The organism is Pandoraea commovens, assembly GCF_024704525.1.
In the GTDB taxonomy this organism is placed as follows: domain Bacteria; phylum Pseudomonadota; class Gammaproteobacteria; order Burkholderiales; family Burkholderiaceae; genus Pandoraea; species Pandoraea commovens.
The window spans coordinates 973,153-990,538 of sequence record NZ_CP102780.1; the positions used below are offsets into that span (position 1 = coordinate 973,153).

Annotated in this window: 18 protein-coding genes and 1 other RNA gene; 15 read left to right on the top strand and 4 right to left on the bottom strand. The window is 61.5% G+C overall.

The annotated features are described in order from the left end of the window. The first annotated feature begins 90 nt into the window (after positions 1-90). The 5 genes from NTU39_RS04780 (at position 91) to NTU39_RS04800 (ending at position 4,698) form a co-directional block, all read left to right on the top strand. Positions 91-1,377 (top strand): Glu/Leu/Phe/Val family dehydrogenase, encoded by a 1,287-nt coding sequence (locus tag NTU39_RS04780; RefSeq protein ID WP_150575657.1) that lies wholly within the window; start codon positions 91-93, stop codon positions 1,375-1,377. 164 nt (positions 1,378-1,541) lie between these two features. Beyond that, entirely contained in the window at positions 1,542-2,450 is a 909-nt protein-coding gene (locus NTU39_RS04785; protein ID WP_150665579.1) for a glutamate/aspartate ABC transporter substrate-binding protein, read from the top strand. 105 nt (positions 2,451-2,555) lie between these two features. Beyond that, positions 2,556-3,296, top strand: coding sequence for an amino acid ABC transporter permease (locus NTU39_RS04790; protein ID WP_150665580.1), 741 nt, complete (start codon positions 2,556-2,558; stop codon positions 3,294-3,296). Continuing rightward, complete coding sequence (gene gltK / locus NTU39_RS04795) at positions 3,296-3,976, top strand: glutamate/aspartate ABC transporter permease GltK (RefSeq protein WP_150665581.1); 681 nt, start codon at positions 3,296-3,298, stop codon at positions 3,974-3,976. The genes NTU39_RS04790 and gltK overlap by 1 nt, the downstream gene beginning before the upstream one ends. After that, positions 3,973-4,698, top strand: coding sequence for an amino acid ABC transporter ATP-binding protein (locus tag NTU39_RS04800; RefSeq protein WP_150665582.1), 726 nt, complete (start codon positions 3,973-3,975; stop codon positions 4,696-4,698). Before gltK ends, NTU39_RS04800 begins: the two co-directional genes overlap by 4 nt. A gap of 93 nt (positions 4,699-4,791) precedes the next feature. Here the strand turns inward: NTU39_RS04800 and NTU39_RS04805 are convergent, their stop codons facing one another. Continuing rightward, complete coding sequence (locus tag NTU39_RS04805; RefSeq protein WP_039396153.1) at positions 4,792-5,622, bottom strand: class II glutamine amidotransferase; 831 nt, start codon at positions 5,620-5,622, stop codon at positions 4,792-4,794. A 204-nt stretch (positions 5,623-5,826) separates the two neighbouring features. On the opposite strand from NTU39_RS04805, the gene pyrC reads away from it, so the two are divergent. The 3 genes from pyrC (at position 5,827) to rnpB (ending at position 8,125) form a co-directional block, all read left to right on the top strand. Next, the gene (gene pyrC, locus NTU39_RS04810; protein WP_046290882.1) at positions 5,827-6,864 is read left to right on the top strand and encodes a dihydroorotase; all 1,038 of its coding nucleotides are present in this window, start codon (positions 5,827-5,829) and stop codon (positions 6,862-6,864) included. A gap of 71 nt (positions 6,865-6,935) precedes the next feature. After that, positions 6,936-7,700 carry a DUF3025 domain-containing protein gene (locus tag NTU39_RS04815; protein WP_257959340.1) on the top strand — a complete coding sequence of 255 codons (765 nt, stop codon included), beginning with the start codon at positions 6,936-6,938 and terminating at the stop codon, positions 7,698-7,700. 15 nt (positions 7,701-7,715) lie between these two features. Then, an RNA gene (gene rnpB, locus NTU39_RS04820) (RNase P RNA component class A) lies at positions 7,716-8,125 on the top strand. A gap of 92 nt (positions 8,126-8,217) precedes the next feature. Here rnpB and NTU39_RS04825 read toward each other — a convergent pair. After that, entirely contained in the window at positions 8,218-8,640 is a 423-nt protein-coding gene (locus NTU39_RS04825; RefSeq protein WP_039396159.1) for an OsmC family protein, read from the bottom strand. Between the two features lie 651 nt (positions 8,641-9,291). Here NTU39_RS04825 and rplM point away from each other — a divergent pair. The 4 genes from rplM to erpA all read left to right on the top strand — a co-directional run bounded on the left by rplM (position 9,292) and on the right by erpA (position 11,794). Further along, a complete protein-coding gene (rplM, locus tag NTU39_RS04830; protein ID WP_010805091.1) occupies positions 9,292-9,720 on the top strand; it encodes a 50S ribosomal protein L13 in 429 nt (142 codons plus the stop codon). A gap of 9 nt (positions 9,721-9,729) precedes the next feature. Continuing rightward, complete coding sequence (gene rpsI, locus NTU39_RS04835) at positions 9,730-10,125, top strand: 30S ribosomal protein S9 (RefSeq protein WP_150666790.1); 396 nt, start codon at positions 9,730-9,732, stop codon at positions 10,123-10,125. Positions 10,126-10,287: 162 nt separating this feature from the next. Then, positions 10,288-11,331, top strand: coding sequence for an N-acetyl-gamma-glutamyl-phosphate reductase (argC, locus tag NTU39_RS04840; protein WP_039396165.1), 1,044 nt, complete (start codon positions 10,288-10,290; stop codon positions 11,329-11,331). 97 nt (positions 11,332-11,428) lie between these two features. After that, positions 11,429-11,794 (top strand): iron-sulfur cluster insertion protein ErpA, encoded by a 366-nt coding sequence (erpA, locus tag NTU39_RS04845; RefSeq protein ID WP_039396169.1) that lies wholly within the window; start codon positions 11,429-11,431, stop codon positions 11,792-11,794. 110 nt (positions 11,795-11,904) lie between these two features. Here the strand turns inward: erpA and NTU39_RS04850 are convergent, their stop codons facing one another. Beyond that, positions 11,905-13,077: an anhydro-N-acetylmuramic acid kinase gene (locus tag NTU39_RS04850; RefSeq protein WP_257959341.1), complete on the bottom strand. Its 1,173-nt coding sequence runs from the start codon at positions 13,075-13,077 to the stop codon at positions 11,905-11,907. 104 nt (positions 13,078-13,181) lie between these two features. Next, the gene (locus tag NTU39_RS04855; protein ID WP_150666787.1) at positions 13,182-14,555 is read right to left on the bottom strand and encodes a M23 family metallopeptidase; all 1,374 of its coding nucleotides are present in this window, start codon (positions 14,553-14,555) and stop codon (positions 13,182-13,184) included. Positions 14,556-14,757: 202 nt separating this feature from the next. Between NTU39_RS04855 and tyrS the strand changes: the two genes are divergently transcribed. The 3 genes from tyrS (at position 14,758) to NTU39_RS04870 (ending at position 17,339) form a co-directional block, all read left to right on the top strand. After that, positions 14,758-16,002 (top strand): tyrosine--tRNA ligase, encoded by a 1,245-nt coding sequence (tyrS, locus tag NTU39_RS04860; protein ID WP_150666786.1) that lies wholly within the window; start codon positions 14,758-14,760, stop codon positions 16,000-16,002. Between the two features lie 31 nt (positions 16,003-16,033). Next, complete coding sequence (gene dtd / locus NTU39_RS04865) at positions 16,034-16,522, top strand: D-aminoacyl-tRNA deacylase (RefSeq protein ID WP_150666785.1); 489 nt, start codon at positions 16,034-16,036, stop codon at positions 16,520-16,522. 190 nt (positions 16,523-16,712) lie between these two features. Next, a complete protein-coding gene (locus NTU39_RS04870) occupies positions 16,713-17,339 on the top strand; it encodes a YbhB/YbcL family Raf kinase inhibitor-like protein (RefSeq protein WP_150666784.1) in 627 nt (208 codons plus the stop codon). Positions 17,340-17,386: the final 47 nt, after the last annotated feature.

Consider the following 17,386-nt stretch of genomic DNA (forward strand, 5'->3'; position numbering starts at 1 on the left):
GTTAATCGGGGTTCTTTGTAAAGTGCCAGCCATTCGTGTCGCTGGCGCGGTGTGTGCCGGCGGTGCAGATTGAAGCCGGAGAATCCAACGATGTCTCAAACGTCACATGCCTTGCCCTCTTACCTCGACGCCGAACACCTCGGTCCGTGGGGTAACTACCTCCAACAAGTCGACCGCGTTACCCCCTACCTCGGTTCGCTCTCGCGCTGGGTCGAAACCCTCAAGCGCCCGAAGCGTATTCTCGTGGTCGACTGCCCGATCGAACTCGACAACGGCACCATTGCCCACTTCGAGGGCTATCGCGTTCAGCACAACACCTCGCGCGGACCCGGTAAGGGCGGCGTGCGTTTCCACCAGGACGTGACGCTGTCCGAAGTCATGGCCCTGTCGGCCTGGATGTCGGTCAAGAACGCAGCGGTGAACGTGCCTTACGGCGGCGCCAAGGGCGGTATCCGCGTCGACCCGCGCAAGCTTTCGCGTGGCGAGCTGGAGCGTCTGACGCGTCGCTACACCAGCGAAATCAACATCATCATCGGGCCGACGAAAGACATTCCGGCACCGGACGTCAACACCAATGAGCAGATCATGGCGTGGATGATGGACACCTACTCGATGAACGAGGGTTCCACCGCCACCGGCGTCGTGACCGGCAAGCCGATTTCGCTGGGTGGCTCGCTGGGCCGCCGCGAAGCGACCGGCCGTGGCGTGTTCGTGGTGAGCTGCGAAGCAGCCCGTCGTCTGGGCATGGACGTGCGCGGTGCGCGCGTGATCGTGCAGGGCTTCGGCAACGTGGGCGGTATCGCTGCCCGCCTGTTCCATGAAGCCGGCGCGCATGTCATCGGCGTGCAAGATCACACCGGCACGATCTACAAGTCGGACGGCCTCGATGTGCCGAACCTGCTTAAGCACGTGGCCGAGACCGGCGGCGTGGGTGGCTTCCCGGCCGCGGAAACCATGAAGGATGAAGAATTCTGGTCGATCGACTGCGAATTCCTGATCCCGGCCGCGCTGGAAAACCAGATCACCGAGAAGAACGCCGATCAGATCCGCGCCAAGGTCGTGGTGGAAGGCGCCAACGGCCCGACCACGACGGCTGCGGACGACATCCTGCGTAGCAAAAACATTCTTGTCGTGCCTGACGTGGTCGCCAACGCTGGTGGCGTGACCGTGTCGTACTTCGAATGGGTGCAGGACTTCTCGAGCTTCTTCTGGACCGAGGAAGAGATCAACCAGCGTCTGGAGCGCATCATGCGCGAAGCGTTCGACGGCGTGTGGCACGTGGCGCAGGAGCACCAGGTTTCGCTGCGTACAGCCGCATTCATCGTTGCGTGTAGCCGTATTCTGCAGGCGCGTGAAATGCGTGGTCTGTACCCCTGATCGATAGGGTATAGTCCGGCTAAGTAGTAGTACGCATTCGTGCGTAAAAAGGAACGTTCGGAGCGAGTTACGTCAAAAAAGACGCTCGTTCCGAACAATCGAGAATAAAAAAATCGGTAATTGCAGTGCTAAAATGCACTCGTTTTTGCCAAGGAGACCAAGGAATGACCCTCTCGAAAATTGCGTTGGCGATGTGCTGTGTTGGCCTGATGGCAGGTGCTGCTCAGGCGCAGGAAACCGGTACCCTCAAGTCGATCAAGGATAACGGCGTTATCAAGCTGGGAAACCGTGAATCGTCGATCCCGTTCTCGTTCTACGACAACAACCATAACGTTGTCGGCTATGCCAACGATGTGGCGCAAGCCATCGTTGCCGAAGTCAAGAAAGAACTGAAGCTGCCGAACCTCAAGGTCACGCAGACCCCGATCACCTCGCAGAACCGCATTCCGCTGGTTCAGAACGGCACGATCGACATCGAGTGCGGTTCGACCACGAACAACGCCGATCGTCAGAAGCAGGCTGCCTTCTCGAACACGTTCTTCATCATCGGCACGCGTCTGCTGACGAAGAACAACTCGGGCGTCAAGGATTTCGCGGACCTGAAGGGCAAGAACGTCGTCACGACGGCAGGTACGACGTCTGAGCGTCTGCTGCGCGAGATGAACGAGAAAGAGAAGATGGGGATGAACATCATCAGCGCGAAGGACCACGGTGAAGCTGCGATTACGCTGCACCAAGGTCGCGCCGTTGCGTTCATGATGGACGACGCACTGCTGGCCGGCGAGCGCGCCAAGTTCAAGGATGCTAAGGACTACAGCATCGTTGGTAAGGCTGCTTCGTACGAAGCCTACGGCTGCATGATGCGTAAGGACGATCCGGCATTCAAGAAGCTGGTCGACAAGGCGGTCGAAGACTACCAGAAGTCGGGTCAGGCACAGAAGGACTACGCCAAGTGGTTCCAACAGCCGATCCCCGCGCTCAACGGCGTGAACATGGACTTCCCGCCGTCGGCTGAAATGGCTGCACTGTGGAAAGCGCCGAACGACAAGGCAGACGTCCAGGGCGCCAAGTAAGCCAACCGGCTCACTGATTCGCCAGGCGTAAGCTGGTAATTCCGAAGCGGAAGGAGTCGATCCTTCCGCTTCTTTTTAAGCAAGACAAGTAGAAGAGGGGAGATCATGGCTTTCGGTCTCGATTTCAGTTTTTTCTTCCAGCCGGTTGCTACCGGCGAGGACAGCACCTACTTCGGTTGGGTGCTCTCGGGTCTCAAGCTCACGCTTGAGGTCGGCCTCGGCGGCTGGATCATTGCGCTCATCATCGGCTCCGTGCTCGGGGTGATGCGCACCATTCCAAACAAATGGATTTCCGGATTCGCCGCGGCTTACGTCGAACTGTTCCGGAATATCCCGCTGCTCGTGCAGTTGTTCTTCTGGTATTACGTAGCCCCCGACTTCCTGCCGGAAGCGGTTCGCCAATGGCTGTTCTCGCTCAACCCCGCTAACGTCTCGCTGCTCACCGGTGTGATCGGCCTGGGACTGTTCACGGCGGCTCGGGTTTGCGAGCAGGTGCGCTCCGGTATCATCTCGCTGCCCAAGGGCCAGAAGAATGCGGGCCTCGCGATGGGGCTGACGCTCCCGCAGACCTACCGCTTCGTGTTGCTGCCGGTCGCGTTCCGTGTGGTGATTCCGCCGATTACGTCGGAGTTCGTCAACATCTTCAAGAACTCGGCTGTGATTTCGACGGTGAACCTGCTCGAACTGACGGGCCAGGGCAAGCAGCTTATCGACTACACGGCGCATAGCTACGAGTCGTTCATCGTTATCACGGTGGCTTACATGATCATCAACATCGCGGTGCTGGTGCTCATGCGCTTCATCGAAGCCAAGACCCGCCTGCCGGGCTACATCGGGGGCAAATAATGTTCGAGATCTTCGCATGGGGCGGTGTCGTCGACGCTTGGCCTCTGCTCGTCAGGGGCATGATCACCACGCTGCAGGTCACGGCGCTCGCCGTGGTCGTTGGCATCGTCTGGGGCACGCTGCTCGCGATGATGCGTCTGTCGGGCGTGGCGCCGCTCAAGTGGTTCGCGGATCTGTACGTGAACGTGTTTCGCTCGATCCCGCTGCTGATGGTGCTGCTGTGGTTCTTCCTGATCGTGCCGCAGGTGCTGCGTTCGTTGCTCGACGTGCCGCCGACGTGGGATATCCGGATGGTCTCGGCACTCGTGGCCTTCTCGCTTTTTGAAGCGGCGTATTATTCGGAAATTATCCGCGCCGGTATTCAGAGCGTGTCGCGTGGTCAGCTGTCCGCCGCATTTGCGCTGGGCATGTCGTACTGGCAGGCGATGGGCCTCGTGGTGCTGCCGCAGGCGTTCCGCAACATGGTGCCGCTGCTGCTCACCCAGGGCATTATTCTGTTCCAGGATACCTCGCTCGTGTACGCGATCGCCCTGTCCGACTTCTTCGGCATGGCGTACTCGGTCGGTCAGCGTGACGGCACGCTGCCTGCCATGATTGTGTTTGCCGGGGCGGTCTACTTTGTGATCTGCTTCACGGTTTCGATGTTGGTTAAACGTCTTCAAAAGAGGTTGGCGAAATGATTACCCTTAAAAACGTCTCCAAGTGGTACGGCCAGTTCCAGGTGCTCACGAACTGCTCCACTGAAGTCAAGAAGGGTGAAGTCGTGGTGGTGTGCGGCCCGTCGGGTTCGGGCAAGTCCACGCTCATCAAGACCGTCAACGGTCTGGAGCCGATCCAGCAAGGCGAGATCATCGTCGATGGCACCTCGGTCGCAGATCCGAAGACGAACCTGGCCAAGCTGCGCTCGCGCGTCGGCATGGTGTTCCAGCACTTCGAACTGTTCCCGCACCTGTCGATCACCGAAAACCTGACGCTCGCACAGGTCAAGGTGCTGGGTCGCAGCAAGGACGCAGCGCGCGACAAGGGCCTCAAGCTGCTTGAGCGCGTGGGCCTGAAGGCGCACGCTCACAAGTTCCCGGGCCAGCTCTCGGGCGGTCAGCAGCAGCGTGTCGCTATCGCCCGTGCATTGTGCATGGACCCGATCGCCATGCTGTTCGACGAGCCGACCTCGGCACTCGACCCGGAAATGATTAACGAAGTGCTCGACGTGATGGTCGAACTGGCCCAGGAAGGCATGACCATGATGGTGGTCACGCACGAAATGGGCTTCGCCAAGAAGGTCGCCAATCGCGTGATCTTCATGGATCAGGGCGCCATCGTGGAAGACGACCAGAAGGACGCGTTCTTCGCGAACCCGAAGTCGGACCGCGCCAAGGACTTCCTGGCCAAGATCCTTCACTGATCGCCGTCAGCGCAGAAATGAAAAAGCGTGCCTCCGGGCACGCTTTTTTTATGGGTGGCGACGCGGGAGACGCCCCGCATCGCAGTCACTCGGTTACTGGCAGGCCGTGTTTTGCGCGTTGCGCAGACGGACCGCTTCCGGAATCGGCACCACCGTGCGCAGCGTCGGCGCGCCTTTCTCGAACAGAATGAGTTCGCCCGGCTCGAACGTCGTCCAGACTTCGTTGTCGGTGAGCGGTGCCGTCGCGATCACCGCAACGCGATCGGCCGGGGTGGTGAACTTGGCGAAATCGATCTCCCAATCGGCGTCGATCAGGTGCGCCTTCGTGAACGGCCACTGACGGGCGATGAAATGAAGCCGGGTCGAGCAGTGCGCGATCAGGGCCTGACCGTTCGAGAGCACGAAGTTGAATACACCGTGGCGCGTGATCGTGCGCGTGATGTCTTCCACCGCATGGAACAGCTCGTCGAGCGGCGGTTGCGAGCCCGGGAAGCGCTTGCGCAGACCCTGCATGATGTCGCAGAAAGCGCGCTCACTGTCCGTCGTCCCAACCGGCTGATAGACGCCTGAGAGAAACGGGTCGTAATCGTGCAGATCGCCGTTGTGGGCGAAGATCCAGTGGCGCCCCCAAAGCTCGCGCTGGAACGGGTGGCAATTCTCCAGCTCGACGATGCCTTGCGTGGCCTTACGGATGTGCGCGATGACGTTTTTGGACTTGATCGGGTACTTCTTGACCAATTCGGCGATGGGCGAGTTGGCCGCTGCCTGATGATCGATGAACAGGCGGCAGGCCTTGTCCTCGAAGAAAGCGATACCCCAACCGTCGGCATGGTGATCCGTGCCACCCCCACGCGCCGCGAAACCGGTAAATGAGAACGTGATGTCGGTCGGTTCCGCGCAATTCATTGCGAGCAGTTGGCACATGGGACGGGCAAATCGATGATTGGCTGCGCACGTCGTGTCTGAGCGCCGCAACCGTTACAATATGGGGTTACAGAAGCATAGCACCGGCCTCTGTGCACGTACATTCCCGCCCAGGCGGTCCGTCGCGTCGACGCGTCACTCATTCGCACTTCGCAGCTACGGTCGCATTGGGCTAGACGTCCCTCCTGCCCCCGGAAAACGCCCATGAGCACCGAACTGACTATCACCCGTCCCGATGACTGGCACTTACACGTACGCGATGGCGACGTGCTCAAGAGCGTGCTGCCCGACAGCGCCCGCCAGTTCGGCCGCGCGATCATCATGCCGAATCTGAAGCCGCCGGTCACCACGACTGAACACGCGGCTGCGTATCGCGAGCGTATTCTCGCCGCACGCCCGGCTGGCAACACGTTCGAGCCGCTCATGACGCTGTACCTCACCGACAACACCCCGGCCGAAGAGATCCGTCGCGCGAAGGCGTCGGGCTTCGTCCACGGTGTGAAGCTCTATCCGGCCGGTGCGACGACGAATTCGGATGCCGGTGTGACCGATCTGGCGAAGTGCCGAGGTGCGCTCGAAGCTATGCAGGACGTCGGCATGCCCCTGCTCGTGCACGGTGAAGTGACGAGTTCGGACATCGACATCTTCGATCGTGAAAAAGTGTTCATCGACAAGGTGATGTCGCCGCTGCGTCGCGATTTCCCGGGCCTGAAGGTCGTTTTCGAGCACATCACGACGCAGGACGCCGCCGAATACGTCGCGTCTGCCGAAGGCCCGATTGCTGCCACGATCACGCCGCACCACCTGCTGTACAACCGCAACGCCATCTTCACCGGCGGTATTCGTCCGCACTATTACTGCCTGCCGGTGCTCAAGCGCGAGACGCATCGCGAAGCCCTCGTGAAGGCCGCCACGTCGGGCAGCCCGCGCTTTTTCCTCGGTACCGACAGCGCGCCGCATGCCCGTGGCGTGAAGGAAGCCGCATGTGGCTGCGCCGGTTGCTACACGGCGCTGCACGCGGTTGAGCTGTACGCCGAGGCCTTCGACAAGGCGGGCGCGCTCGATAAGTTCGAGGCGTTCGCGAGCTTCTACGGCCCGGACTTCTACGAACTGCCGCGTAATGCAGACAAGGTCACGCTGGTGCGAGAAGACTGGACGCTGCCTGCGGAACTGCCGATGGGCGACCAGACCGTCGTGCCGCTGCGTGGTGGTGAAGTCATCGGCTGGAAGTTCAAGGGCTGAGGTCGTTGGATTCGGCGGGCGCGACATCCGAACTGCCGGAGATCGACTGGCGCGCGCCTTGGTTTAGCGCCGTGGCAGGGCCAGCTCAGTTGGCCCTGACCGGTGACGACTGGCGCGGTGCACTGTCGTCGCTGGCCGCGAACGCCGGTCTGGTCAGCGGGCAGGGGCAGGCACTTCGCTTCGTCGCGCAGGACGATCTACCCGTCGGTGTCGCCTATGAGGCGTTCATTGCGTCCACCGGTGGCGTGCCGACTCGCCGGAACCTCCACGACTTCTTCAATGCGCTGATCTGGCTGACGTTTCCGCGCGGCAAGGCGGCGCTCAACGCGCGTCAGGCGTCGGCTATCGAGGCTGACGGTGTGCAATCCACCCGGGGCGCGACACGCGACGCCGCAACGCTGTTCGACGAGAATGCCGTCGTTTTTGCCTGCAGCGATGCCACACTCGGTGCGGCGTTGCGCGCGTTCGACTGGCAGACGTTGTTCGTAGCGCGCCGTGCCGACTGGGGGCGCGCTTGCGAAGTGCAGCCGTTCGGGCATGCCTTGCTGGAAAAGCTCGTGACGCCCTACAAGTCGGTGACCGCGCACGCATGGATCGTCGATGTTCCCCAGACTTACTTCGAATGGGCGGACGAGCGACGGCGCGAGTGGCTCGACACGCAGATCGCCCCGACGCTGGCATCCGTCTCCCTCACAACGCGTGATTTCTCGCCGCTGCCGGTCCTGGGTATCCCTGGCTGGTGGCCTGCGAACGACGATCCGGCGTTTTATCGTGACGTGTCCGTCTTCCGTCCCGGGCGCCGTGATCGGGCGCAGCGTCGACATGACACCCCGTGATACACTTCGGCCCGCAGAGTCGGCCAGACAATCGCCGCCTCCTTTCGGGGAGGGGGAGGAAAGTCCGGACTCCATAGGGCAGGGTGATGGCTAACGGCCATCCGTCGCGAGACGCGGAACAGGGCAACAGAGAACAGACCGCCGATGGCCCCTGGCGCAAGTCAGGGGATCAGGTAAGGGTGAAACGGTGCGGTAAGAGCGCACCGCGGCGTGCGGCAACGCACACGGCACGGTAACCTCCACCCGGAGCAATTCCAAATAGGCAGGTGAGCGGCATGCGCCTCGTGCGTGTGCCGGCAACGGGGCCCCCGGGAGCCTGCGGGTAGGAAGCTTGAGCGGCGTAGTGATGCGTCGCCTAGAGGAATGATTGTCAGGCGCGGCGCGAGTCGCGTTCACAGAATCCGGCTTATCGGCCGGCTCTGCATCCCAACACAATGCAAAAGGCTCCCCTCGGGAGCCTTTTGTGTTTCAGCGCTTGCCACCGCCATGTGTGCCGCGCCGACGGCGACCGTCGCTGTCAGCCTTCCACGATCTCGACGCTGTGCGTGAGCTCCGCCGTCTTCGCGAGCATGATCGACGCCGAGCAGTACTTGTCGTGCGAGAGCGTGACCGCACGCTCCACGGCGCTCGGGTTCAGATTGCGGCCCGTCACGGTGAAGTGGAAGTGGATCTTCGTGAAGACCTTGGGGTCTTCGCTGGCGCGCTCGGCCTTGAGCGTCACGCTGCAATCCTTGACGTCTGCGCGGCTCTTCTTGAGGATCATCACCACGTCGTACGCCGTGCATCCGCCGGTGCCGACCAGCACCATCTCCATCGGACGCGGCGCGAGATTGTTGCCGCCGCCTTCCGGTGCGCCGTCCATCGCGACAATGTGTCCGCTACCCGTCTGTGCGACGAAGGACATGCCGCCCGGGCCCATCCAGCTAACCTTGCATTCCATATTTCGAAACCCCGATATCCCATTCAAGCAAAAATTGTAGCGGCTTCCGAGAACCTGCGTACGACGCCGCCTCAAACCTGTGTGACCGCGAATCGCGCCTCAGGTTGTTGCATCGCAATATTGGCGCTTTTTTGATCGGGTTTTGAGGGGGATAAACCCTAAATTTAGGTTTTGCCTTCTAGGTGGTGACGCTGCAGGGGATGTGGAAAAGTTTTATCTAGTTGATTTTTAATGAGTTTTTGTGATATCGCTCATTTCTTTTGCTTTTCACATTATGGTGTTGCATTTCGCACTATAAATTTTCTTGCGTTGCACCATACCATTTGCTAGACTTCAGTCATTGGTTGTTGTGCTTCACAGCAACGCTGCAAGTGTCTCCTCCACCCTCCTCCTTTGGTGGATTTAACCCGGACCCATTGAGGTTCGGGTTTTTTTTTGTGCCGCCGGAAACGTCGGCCGGAAACGCCGTTTACCGGTGGGGCGATTTTTCTGTATAATCAACGGCTTTTCCGGAAATGCCCACGGAAAAAGCATCAGGGAGAGCCTGCAAGCACAGGACTGCGCCATGTGACCTCGCGTCGCAAGGACGTGGCCGGCAGACAAGCAGGAAGTTGGTGTTAATGGGGCAAACGCATTTTATTTGGATCGATCATGAAGACGTTTTCCGCTAAGCCGGCAGAGGTGACGCGCGAATGGTTTGTGATTGACGCGACGGACAAAGTCCTCGGCCGTGTCGCCAGCGAAGTGGCACGCCGTCTGCGCGGCAAGCACAAACCTGAATTTACGCCGCACGTTGACACGGGTGATTACATCATCATCGTCAATGCTGCCAAGCTGAAAGTTACGGGCGCAAAGCAAACTGACAAGAAGTACTACCGTCACACCGGTTACCCGGGCGGTATCTACGAAACCACGTTCGGCAAGATGCAAGAGCGCTTCCCGGGCCGTGCGCTCGAGAAGGCCGTGAAGGGCATGCTGCCGAAGGGTCCGCTGGGCTACGCGATGATCAAGAAGCTGAAGGTTTACGCCGACGGCAACCATCCGCACGAAGCGCAGCAACCGAAGTCGCTCGAGATCTAAGGGCCAGCCATGTTCAAAAACGATTGGAATTACGGCACCGGCCGTCGCAAGAGCGCAGTGGCTCGTGTGTTCATCAAGGCTGGCAAGGGCGATATCATCGTCAATGGCAAGCCGATCAAAGAGTACTTTGCTCGTGAAACGTCGCTGATGATCGTTCGTCAGCCGCTCGAGCTGACCAACCACGGCGCAACGTTCGACATCAAAGTCAACGTCTCGGGCGGTGGTGAAACGGGTCAGGCTGGTGCGGTTCGTCACGGTATCACCCGCGCACTGATCGACTACGACGCGACGCTCAAGCCGACGCTGTCGACCGCAGGCTTCGTTACGCGCGATGCCCGTGAAGTCGAACGTAAGAAGGTTGGCTTCCACAAAGCCCGCCGTCGCAAGCAATTCTCGAAGCGTTAATCGCCACGAGTGCTTGTGGGCATCCGCTTCGGTGGATGCAAGGAAAGGCCGCCTCGCGCGGCCTTTTTCTTTTGGCGACGCGTGAGACGCGGGAGGCGTTACCGTCCCACAAGTGTCGTCGAAGCTTGATAGAATCGCGGTTCCGATTGAAAGGGGTAGGACATGGTCAAGGTAGGTATCGTAGGCGGCACCGGCTATACCGGTGTGGAGCTGCTCCGTTTGCTGGCGCAGCACCCGGAAGTGAAGTTGACGGCGATTACCTCGCGCAAGGAAGCGGGTACGCCAGTCGCCGATATGTATCCGAACCTGCGAGGCCGTGTCGACCTGGCATTTTGCACGCCTGACGACGCACGTCTGACGGATTGCGATGTGGTGTTCTTTGCGACGCCGCACGGTGTGGCGATGGCGCAGGCGCGCGAGTTGCTGGCCGCCGGGGTACGCGTGATCGATCTGGCAGCGGACTTCCGTCTGAAGGACACCGCCACGTTCGAAAAGTGGTACGGCATGCCGCATTCGTGCCCGGACATCCTCGAAGAAGCCGTCTACGGCCTGCCCGAGATCAACCGCGACAAGATCAAGAGCGCGCGCGTGATCGGCTTGCCGGGCTGCTATCCGACGTCCGTGCAGCTGGGCTACGCGCCGCTGTTCGCGGGTGGCCGCAAGCTGGTCGACCCGAAACATCTGATCGCCGACGCCAAGTCGGGCGCGAGCGGTGCGGGTCGTAAGGGCGAAACGTCGCTCATCCTCGCGGAAACGGCTGACAACTTCAAGGCTTATGGCGTGAAGGGTCACCGTCACCACCCGGAAATCAAGCAGGGTCTCGAGGCGATTGCCGGTTACGACGTGGGTCTGACGTTCGTGCCGCATCTGTTGCCGACGATTCGTGGCATCCATTCGACCCTGTACGCGACGATCCTGCCTGAAGCGCGCGACACCGACTTCCAGGCGCTGTTTGAAACGTATTACGCCGGGGAGCCGTTTGTGGACGTGCTGCCGGCAGGCTCGATGCCGGAAACGCGCTGGGTGCGTGCGTCGAACTATGTGCGCATGGCCGTGCACCGTCCGAACGATGGCGACACGCTGGTGATCCTCGTTGTCGAGGACAATCTGGTCAAGGGCGCGTCCGGTCAGGGCGTGCAGTGTATGAACCTGATGTTCGGCCTGCCCGAGAACATGGGCCTGACCCATATTCCCGTACTGCCGTAACGGTATTTATCGTCACTAAGCGCTTGATTTTCCGGCGTTCGGCACGATTTGGGGAATAGGGCTAGAATGACACCAAACCGATTTATGGAGATTTGCGATGAGCGCACTGCTTGAGGACGCCGTCACGGAAATGCCCGCATTCCTGGTCTTTACCGACAGCGCTGCGGACAAGGTCAAGCAACTGATCGACGAAGAAGGCAACCCGGACCTGAAACTGCGCGTTTTCGTGCAAGGTGGCGGGTGCTCGGGCTTCCAGTATGGTTTCACCTTCGACGAAGATGTTAACGAAGACGACACCGTGCTCGACAAGAACGGCGTATCGCTGCTGATCGACTCGATGAGCTATCAATACCTCGTCGGCGCCGAGATTGACTACAAGGAAGACATCAACGGCGCGCAGTTCGTGATCAAGAACCCGAACGCATCCACCACGTGTGGCTGCGGTTCCTCGTTCTCGGTCTGAGCGACGCGACAGAAGTCGTCCTGCCGTAGTAAGAGAAAGGGCCCGGAAGGGCCCTTTTCTCGTTTACGTCACGATCAGGTCGCGAGCGTTGCAGATACCGTCGATAAATCTCAGCGCGGGTAGATCGCACCCAGAATGCGCAGGCCCTTCGCACCTGTGACGGACGGCAGATTGCCCGGCTGACGCGTCACGCAGCGCTCGGCCAGCCATGCGAATGCGCGGGCTTCGACCTGATGCGGCGGAACGCCAAGCGCGTCGGTCGTCGCTACCGTCACACCCGGCAGACGATCGGCAATGGCCTGCATGAGTGCACGGTTGCGCGTGCCGCCGCCGCAGGCATAGAACCCCCGGCAGTCGGGGGCGAAGCGCAGCACGTCGTCTGCAACGCATTGCGCCGTCAGTGCGACGAGCGTCGCCTGAACATCGACCGGCGACACTTTCGGGAAAGCGGCAAGGTGGTCGTCGAGCCATTTCGCATGGAAGAGGTCGCGTCCGGTGCTCTTCGGCGGCGTCTGACGGAAGTAGGGCTCGCTAAGCAGCGCGGCGAGCAGGGCGGGGTCGACACGGCCCGTCGCGCCCCATGCACCACCGTCGTCGTAGGACTTACCGAGATGGCGTGCCGCCCAGCCGTCGAGCAGCGCATTGCCCGGACCGCAATCGAAACCGGACACCAGTTGGCCCAGCGCGGCGGCGGGCAGAATGGTCACATTGCTGATGCCGCCGAGATTGCACACGACGCGCGTCTCGGCAGCATCCGAAAACATCGCCTGATGATAGGCGGGCACGAGCGGCGCACCCTGGCCGCCTGCCGCCACGTCGCGGCTGCGAATGTCGGCTACCACGTCGATGTTCGTCAGTTCGGCAAGCAATGCGGGGGCGTTGAGCTGGCGCGTGTAGCCGATGCCGTCGAATTCGCCGGGGCGATGCCGGATCGTCTGCCCGTGCGCGCCGATGGCGGATACCGCAGACGTGGGCAAGCCTGCCGCGGCGAGCAACTGCGTCACGCACTCGGCATACACCCGCACCAGTGCATTCGCCGCAAGCGCTTCGCGATGCAGTTCGTTGTCCGAGGGCGCTTGCAGCACCATCAGCGTCTCACGCAGATCGTGCGGGAATGGCAAATAGGCTTCCGCGAGCACTTGCCCGTCGGCAGACGAGACGAGCACACCGTCGACGCCATCCAGACTGGTGCCGGACATCAGGCCGATGTAGCAGGCGGACTTGGTGGAGGCAGCGAGGGAGGCGGTGGCCGGATCGGCCAGGTGACGAGCGATGTCGTTCATGTGCGGGCGCGCGCGTGCGATGAGCTTGAGAAGGAAGTCCGGCACTGCGCACGGCGCGTCGATGGATCAGACGTCACCCCGCACAGTGCGGACTCCAGCATACCTCAATCGCGTTCGGCGACTTGCACGGTGCGCATCAGATCGATGCGCTTGAGCAGGTTCTCGGCGTACATGTCGAACAGCTTCAGGCGGTTGCCCGCGAGCGGGGCGACGGCGGCGACATCCGTTGAGAACGGATTACGCGGCACACCGTTGAGGCGCAGTTCGTAATGCAGGTGCGGGCCGGTCGCCCAGCCCGTCTGACCGACGAAGCCGATGACCTGACCTTGCGTCACGCGCGTGCCGGGCTTCATCCCCTGACCGAAGCCGGAGAGATGGGCGTAGCGCGTCTGATAGTTGCCCGCGTGCTCGATTTCGACCAGATTGCCGTAACCGTTTTGCGTGCCGACGAACTTCACGACGCCGTCACCCGCAGCGAACACGCGCGTGCCGACCGGAGCGGCCAGATCCACGCCTTCGTGCTTCTTCCACTTGTGCTGGAACGGATGCTCGCGACCGCCGAAAGCCGACGAAATCCGCGAGAACTCGACCGGCGTGCGCAGGAAGGCTTGCTTCAGGTTGCGGCCGTCGAAGCCGTAGTACGCACCGTCGGGCGAGTTGCCCTGCGGATCGGCGTACCAGATGGCCTGGTGCGTCTTGCCCTGATTGATGAACTCGATGGCGAGCACGCGCCCGGTGCGAACGGTGCGATCCTGCTGCTTGATCACCTCGTACACGAGGCGGAAACGGTCGCCACGGCGCACGTCGCGCTGGAAGTTGATTACGCCGGAGAAGATGTTCACCATTTGCGCGACGACGGCGTCGGGCACACCCGCGTCGTCCATCGCGGTGAAGAAGTTGCCCGCGATCGCACCTGAGCGCATGGCCCATTCGGTGTCGTTCGCCAACTGCTCCATGCGCGCGCGCAAACGGCCTGCGTCGTTACGCTCGATCACCAGTTGCTGTGCGGCGGTGCTGCCGGTCGACAGGACGGTGGAGAGCGTGACGAGCTTGCCGTCGTCATCGGTTTCGGCCTGAACCACTTGCCCGGCGGGCACGCCGATCAGGCGACGGGCGACGGCATTCTCGCGAATGAACTTCTCGGCGGCGGGATCCTGAATCGACAGCCGGGAGAGCATGTCGCCGAGGGTTTCGCCGCGCCGCAGCGCCACTTGATGGATAAAGGTCTGGGATTGCGCGTCGAGCTGCTGGATTTGTTTGGCCAGATCGGGGAAGGTGAGCGGCAGAGTCACGCTCGCACCGTTGCGTGCCGAATCCGGCACCATCGGTGCCACGCCGAAAGCGGTCACCATTCCCAACGTCAGGGCCGAACCGACCGTCGCCACGATTTGCACCTTTCTGCGACGGTGCTTCGGCTGCGTGGGATCGATCAGGGTCAGCAGTTCACGCGCAAAAAAATCACGGAGTTTTGGCCACATCACGTAAAATTCTGCGCAACTTACGAAAAAAGCCCGGGCGGAGCGACACGCTTCGAGATTGCCTGTCGGAATATCCGGGGCAACCCGGCGTCGCTTCGGCCCGAGCCGAGAATTGAGCGGCGATTATAGCAGACCCGCCGCTGCCTCCGCCTTTACTGCCTGGATAAGGGGAAACCCCCGACCCAGTCTGGACAATGATGTTATGACAAGTGAACACGCACTCACCTCGGAAAAGAAGTACCCCGTGACCGATGCCGCGCGCGCTGCGCTGGCCGTCGCCAAGCGCGGCTGCGACGAACTCCTCGTGGAAGAGGAGTTCCTGCAGAAGCTCGCGCGCAGCGAAGCCACCGGCAAGCCGCTGCGCATCAAGCTGGGTCTCGATCCGACCGCGCCCGACATTCACATCGGCCACACGGTGGTGCTCAACAAGATGCGTCAGTTGCAGGATCTGGGGCATACCGTCATTTTCCTGATCGGCGATTTCACCTCGCTGATCGGCGATCCGTCGGGCCGCAACAGCACGCGTCCGCCGCTCACGCGCGAACAGATCGAAACGAACGCGAAGACCTATTTCGAGCAGGCCGCGCTCGTGCTCGACCGCGACAAGACCGAAATCCGCTACAACAGCGAATGGTCGATGAAGCTGGGCGCCGACGGCATGATCAAGCTCGCGTCGCGCTACACGATGGCGCGCATGCTTGAGCGTGAGGACTTCACGAAGCGCTTCCAGGGCGGCGTGCCGATCGCCATCCACGAATTCCTCTACCCGCTGATGCAGGGCTATGACTCGGTGGCGCTGGAGTCCGATCTGGAGCTTGGTGGCACGGACCAGAAGTTCAACCTGCTCGTGGGCCGCGAATTGCAGAAGCAATACGGTCAGGAGCCGCAGTGCATTCTCACGATGCCGTTGCTCGAAGGGCTGGACGGCGTCGAGAAGATGTCGAAGTCCAAGAACAACTACATCGGTATCAGCGAGAAGCCGAGCGACATGTTCGGCAAGCTGATGAGCATCTCCGACACGCTCATGTGGCGTTACTACGAGCTGCTGTCGTTCCGCACGCTCGAAGAGATTGCGCAACTGCGCCGCGACATCGAGGAAGGCCGTAACCCGCGCGACGTGAAGGTGCTGCTCGCGCAGGAGATCGTGGCGCGCTTCCATTCGCAGGCCGACGCCGAACGTGCGCTCGAAGAGTTCAACGCACGCGCCAAGGGCGCCGTGCCGGACGACATTCCGGAAGTTTCCCTCGATGGCGCCCCGCTGGGTATCGCGCAACTGCTCAAGCAGGCTGCGCTCGTGCCGTCGACGTCGGAAGCCAACCGCAACATCGAGCAGGGCGGCGTGCGCATCGATGGCGAAGTGGTGTCCGACAAGGGCGCGAAGATCGACGCAGGGACTTACGTCGTGCAGGTCGGCAAGCGCCGCTTTGCACGCGTGACGCTCGCCTGAGCGTCGGCGTCCCTTTGCAAGGCAAGCGACGATGATCGCGCTCATTCAGCGTGTGCTCGAAGCGGCGGTGACGGTCGACGGCCGCACCGTCGGCGCGATCGGTCCGGGGTTGCTCGCGCTGGTATGCGCCGAGCGCGGCGACACCGAGGCGAGCGCCGACAAGCTGCTCGCGAAGTTGCTCGGCTACCGCGTGTTCTCGGACGAGGCGGGCAAGATGAACCGCAGTGTCTCGAATCTCGACGGTAATCCTGACGGCAACGGTGCCGCCGTTCGTGTCGGTGGCTTGCTCCTCGTCTCGCAATTCACGCTCGCGGCCGATACGAACAGCGGCACGCGCCCGAGCTTCACGCCCGCGGCCAGCCCGGCAGACGGTAAGCGTCTGTTCGATTACTTCGTGACGCAGGCGCGTGCACGCCATCCCATCGTGGAAACCGGCGAGTTCGGGGCGCATATGCGTGTCTCGCTCGTGAACGACGGTCCCGTCACGTTCTGGTTGCAGACGCGGCCGGAAGCGGCTTGAAGCAGCCTGAAGCGGCCTGAAGCGCTCCGGCGCAGTCTGGTGCCGCCCCTCCTGTTATCCCGAAAATCGCTCGGAATTGTCTGGAATCGTTCGGAAGCGCCGGGGTGAGTGCACGCGATTCGCATCGGTGTGATACCGTCCTTGGGTTCCGAATTCGCGAATTCAAGAATTCACAGCTTGGGAGAATCTGATGAAAGTCTGGAGTGACTCGTTTGCCGACAATGCGGCGATGGATGCACAGTTCGCCTTTGGCAAACCGGACGCGGAGACGCACGTTGCGCTCTCGCAGAACAAGAACCCGCATCTCGCCTGGTCCGATGTCCCCGCCGGTACGCGCTCGTTTGTCGTGATCTGCACCGACAGCGATGTGCCGAGCCAGGGTGACGACGTCAACAAGGAAGGTCGTGAAGTCCCGGCCGATCTGCCGCGCGTCGACTTCTTCCACTGGGTGCTCGTGGACGTCCCCGCGTCGACCGGAGAAATCCCGGCGGCCAGCCACAGCAATCACGTCACGCCGCGCGGCAAGTTCGGCCCCGATGCGCTCGACGGCATGCGTCATGGGGTGAACGACTACACCGCGTGGTTTGCCGGTGACGACACCATGAAGGGCGATTACTACGGCTACGACGGCCCGTGCCCGCCGTGGAATGACACGATCGTCCACCACTATCACTTCACCGTGTACGCGCTCGACGTTGCTCGTGTGCCGCTCGACGGCCGCTTCGACGGCAACGACGTGCTCGCCGCGATCAAGCCGCATGTTTTGGGCAGCGCCAGCGTGACCGGCACCTACACGCTCAATTCGAAGGCGAAGTAAGGACGTCACGTCTGCTCACCACCTGCTTCACGGCTCGCCCAGCACTC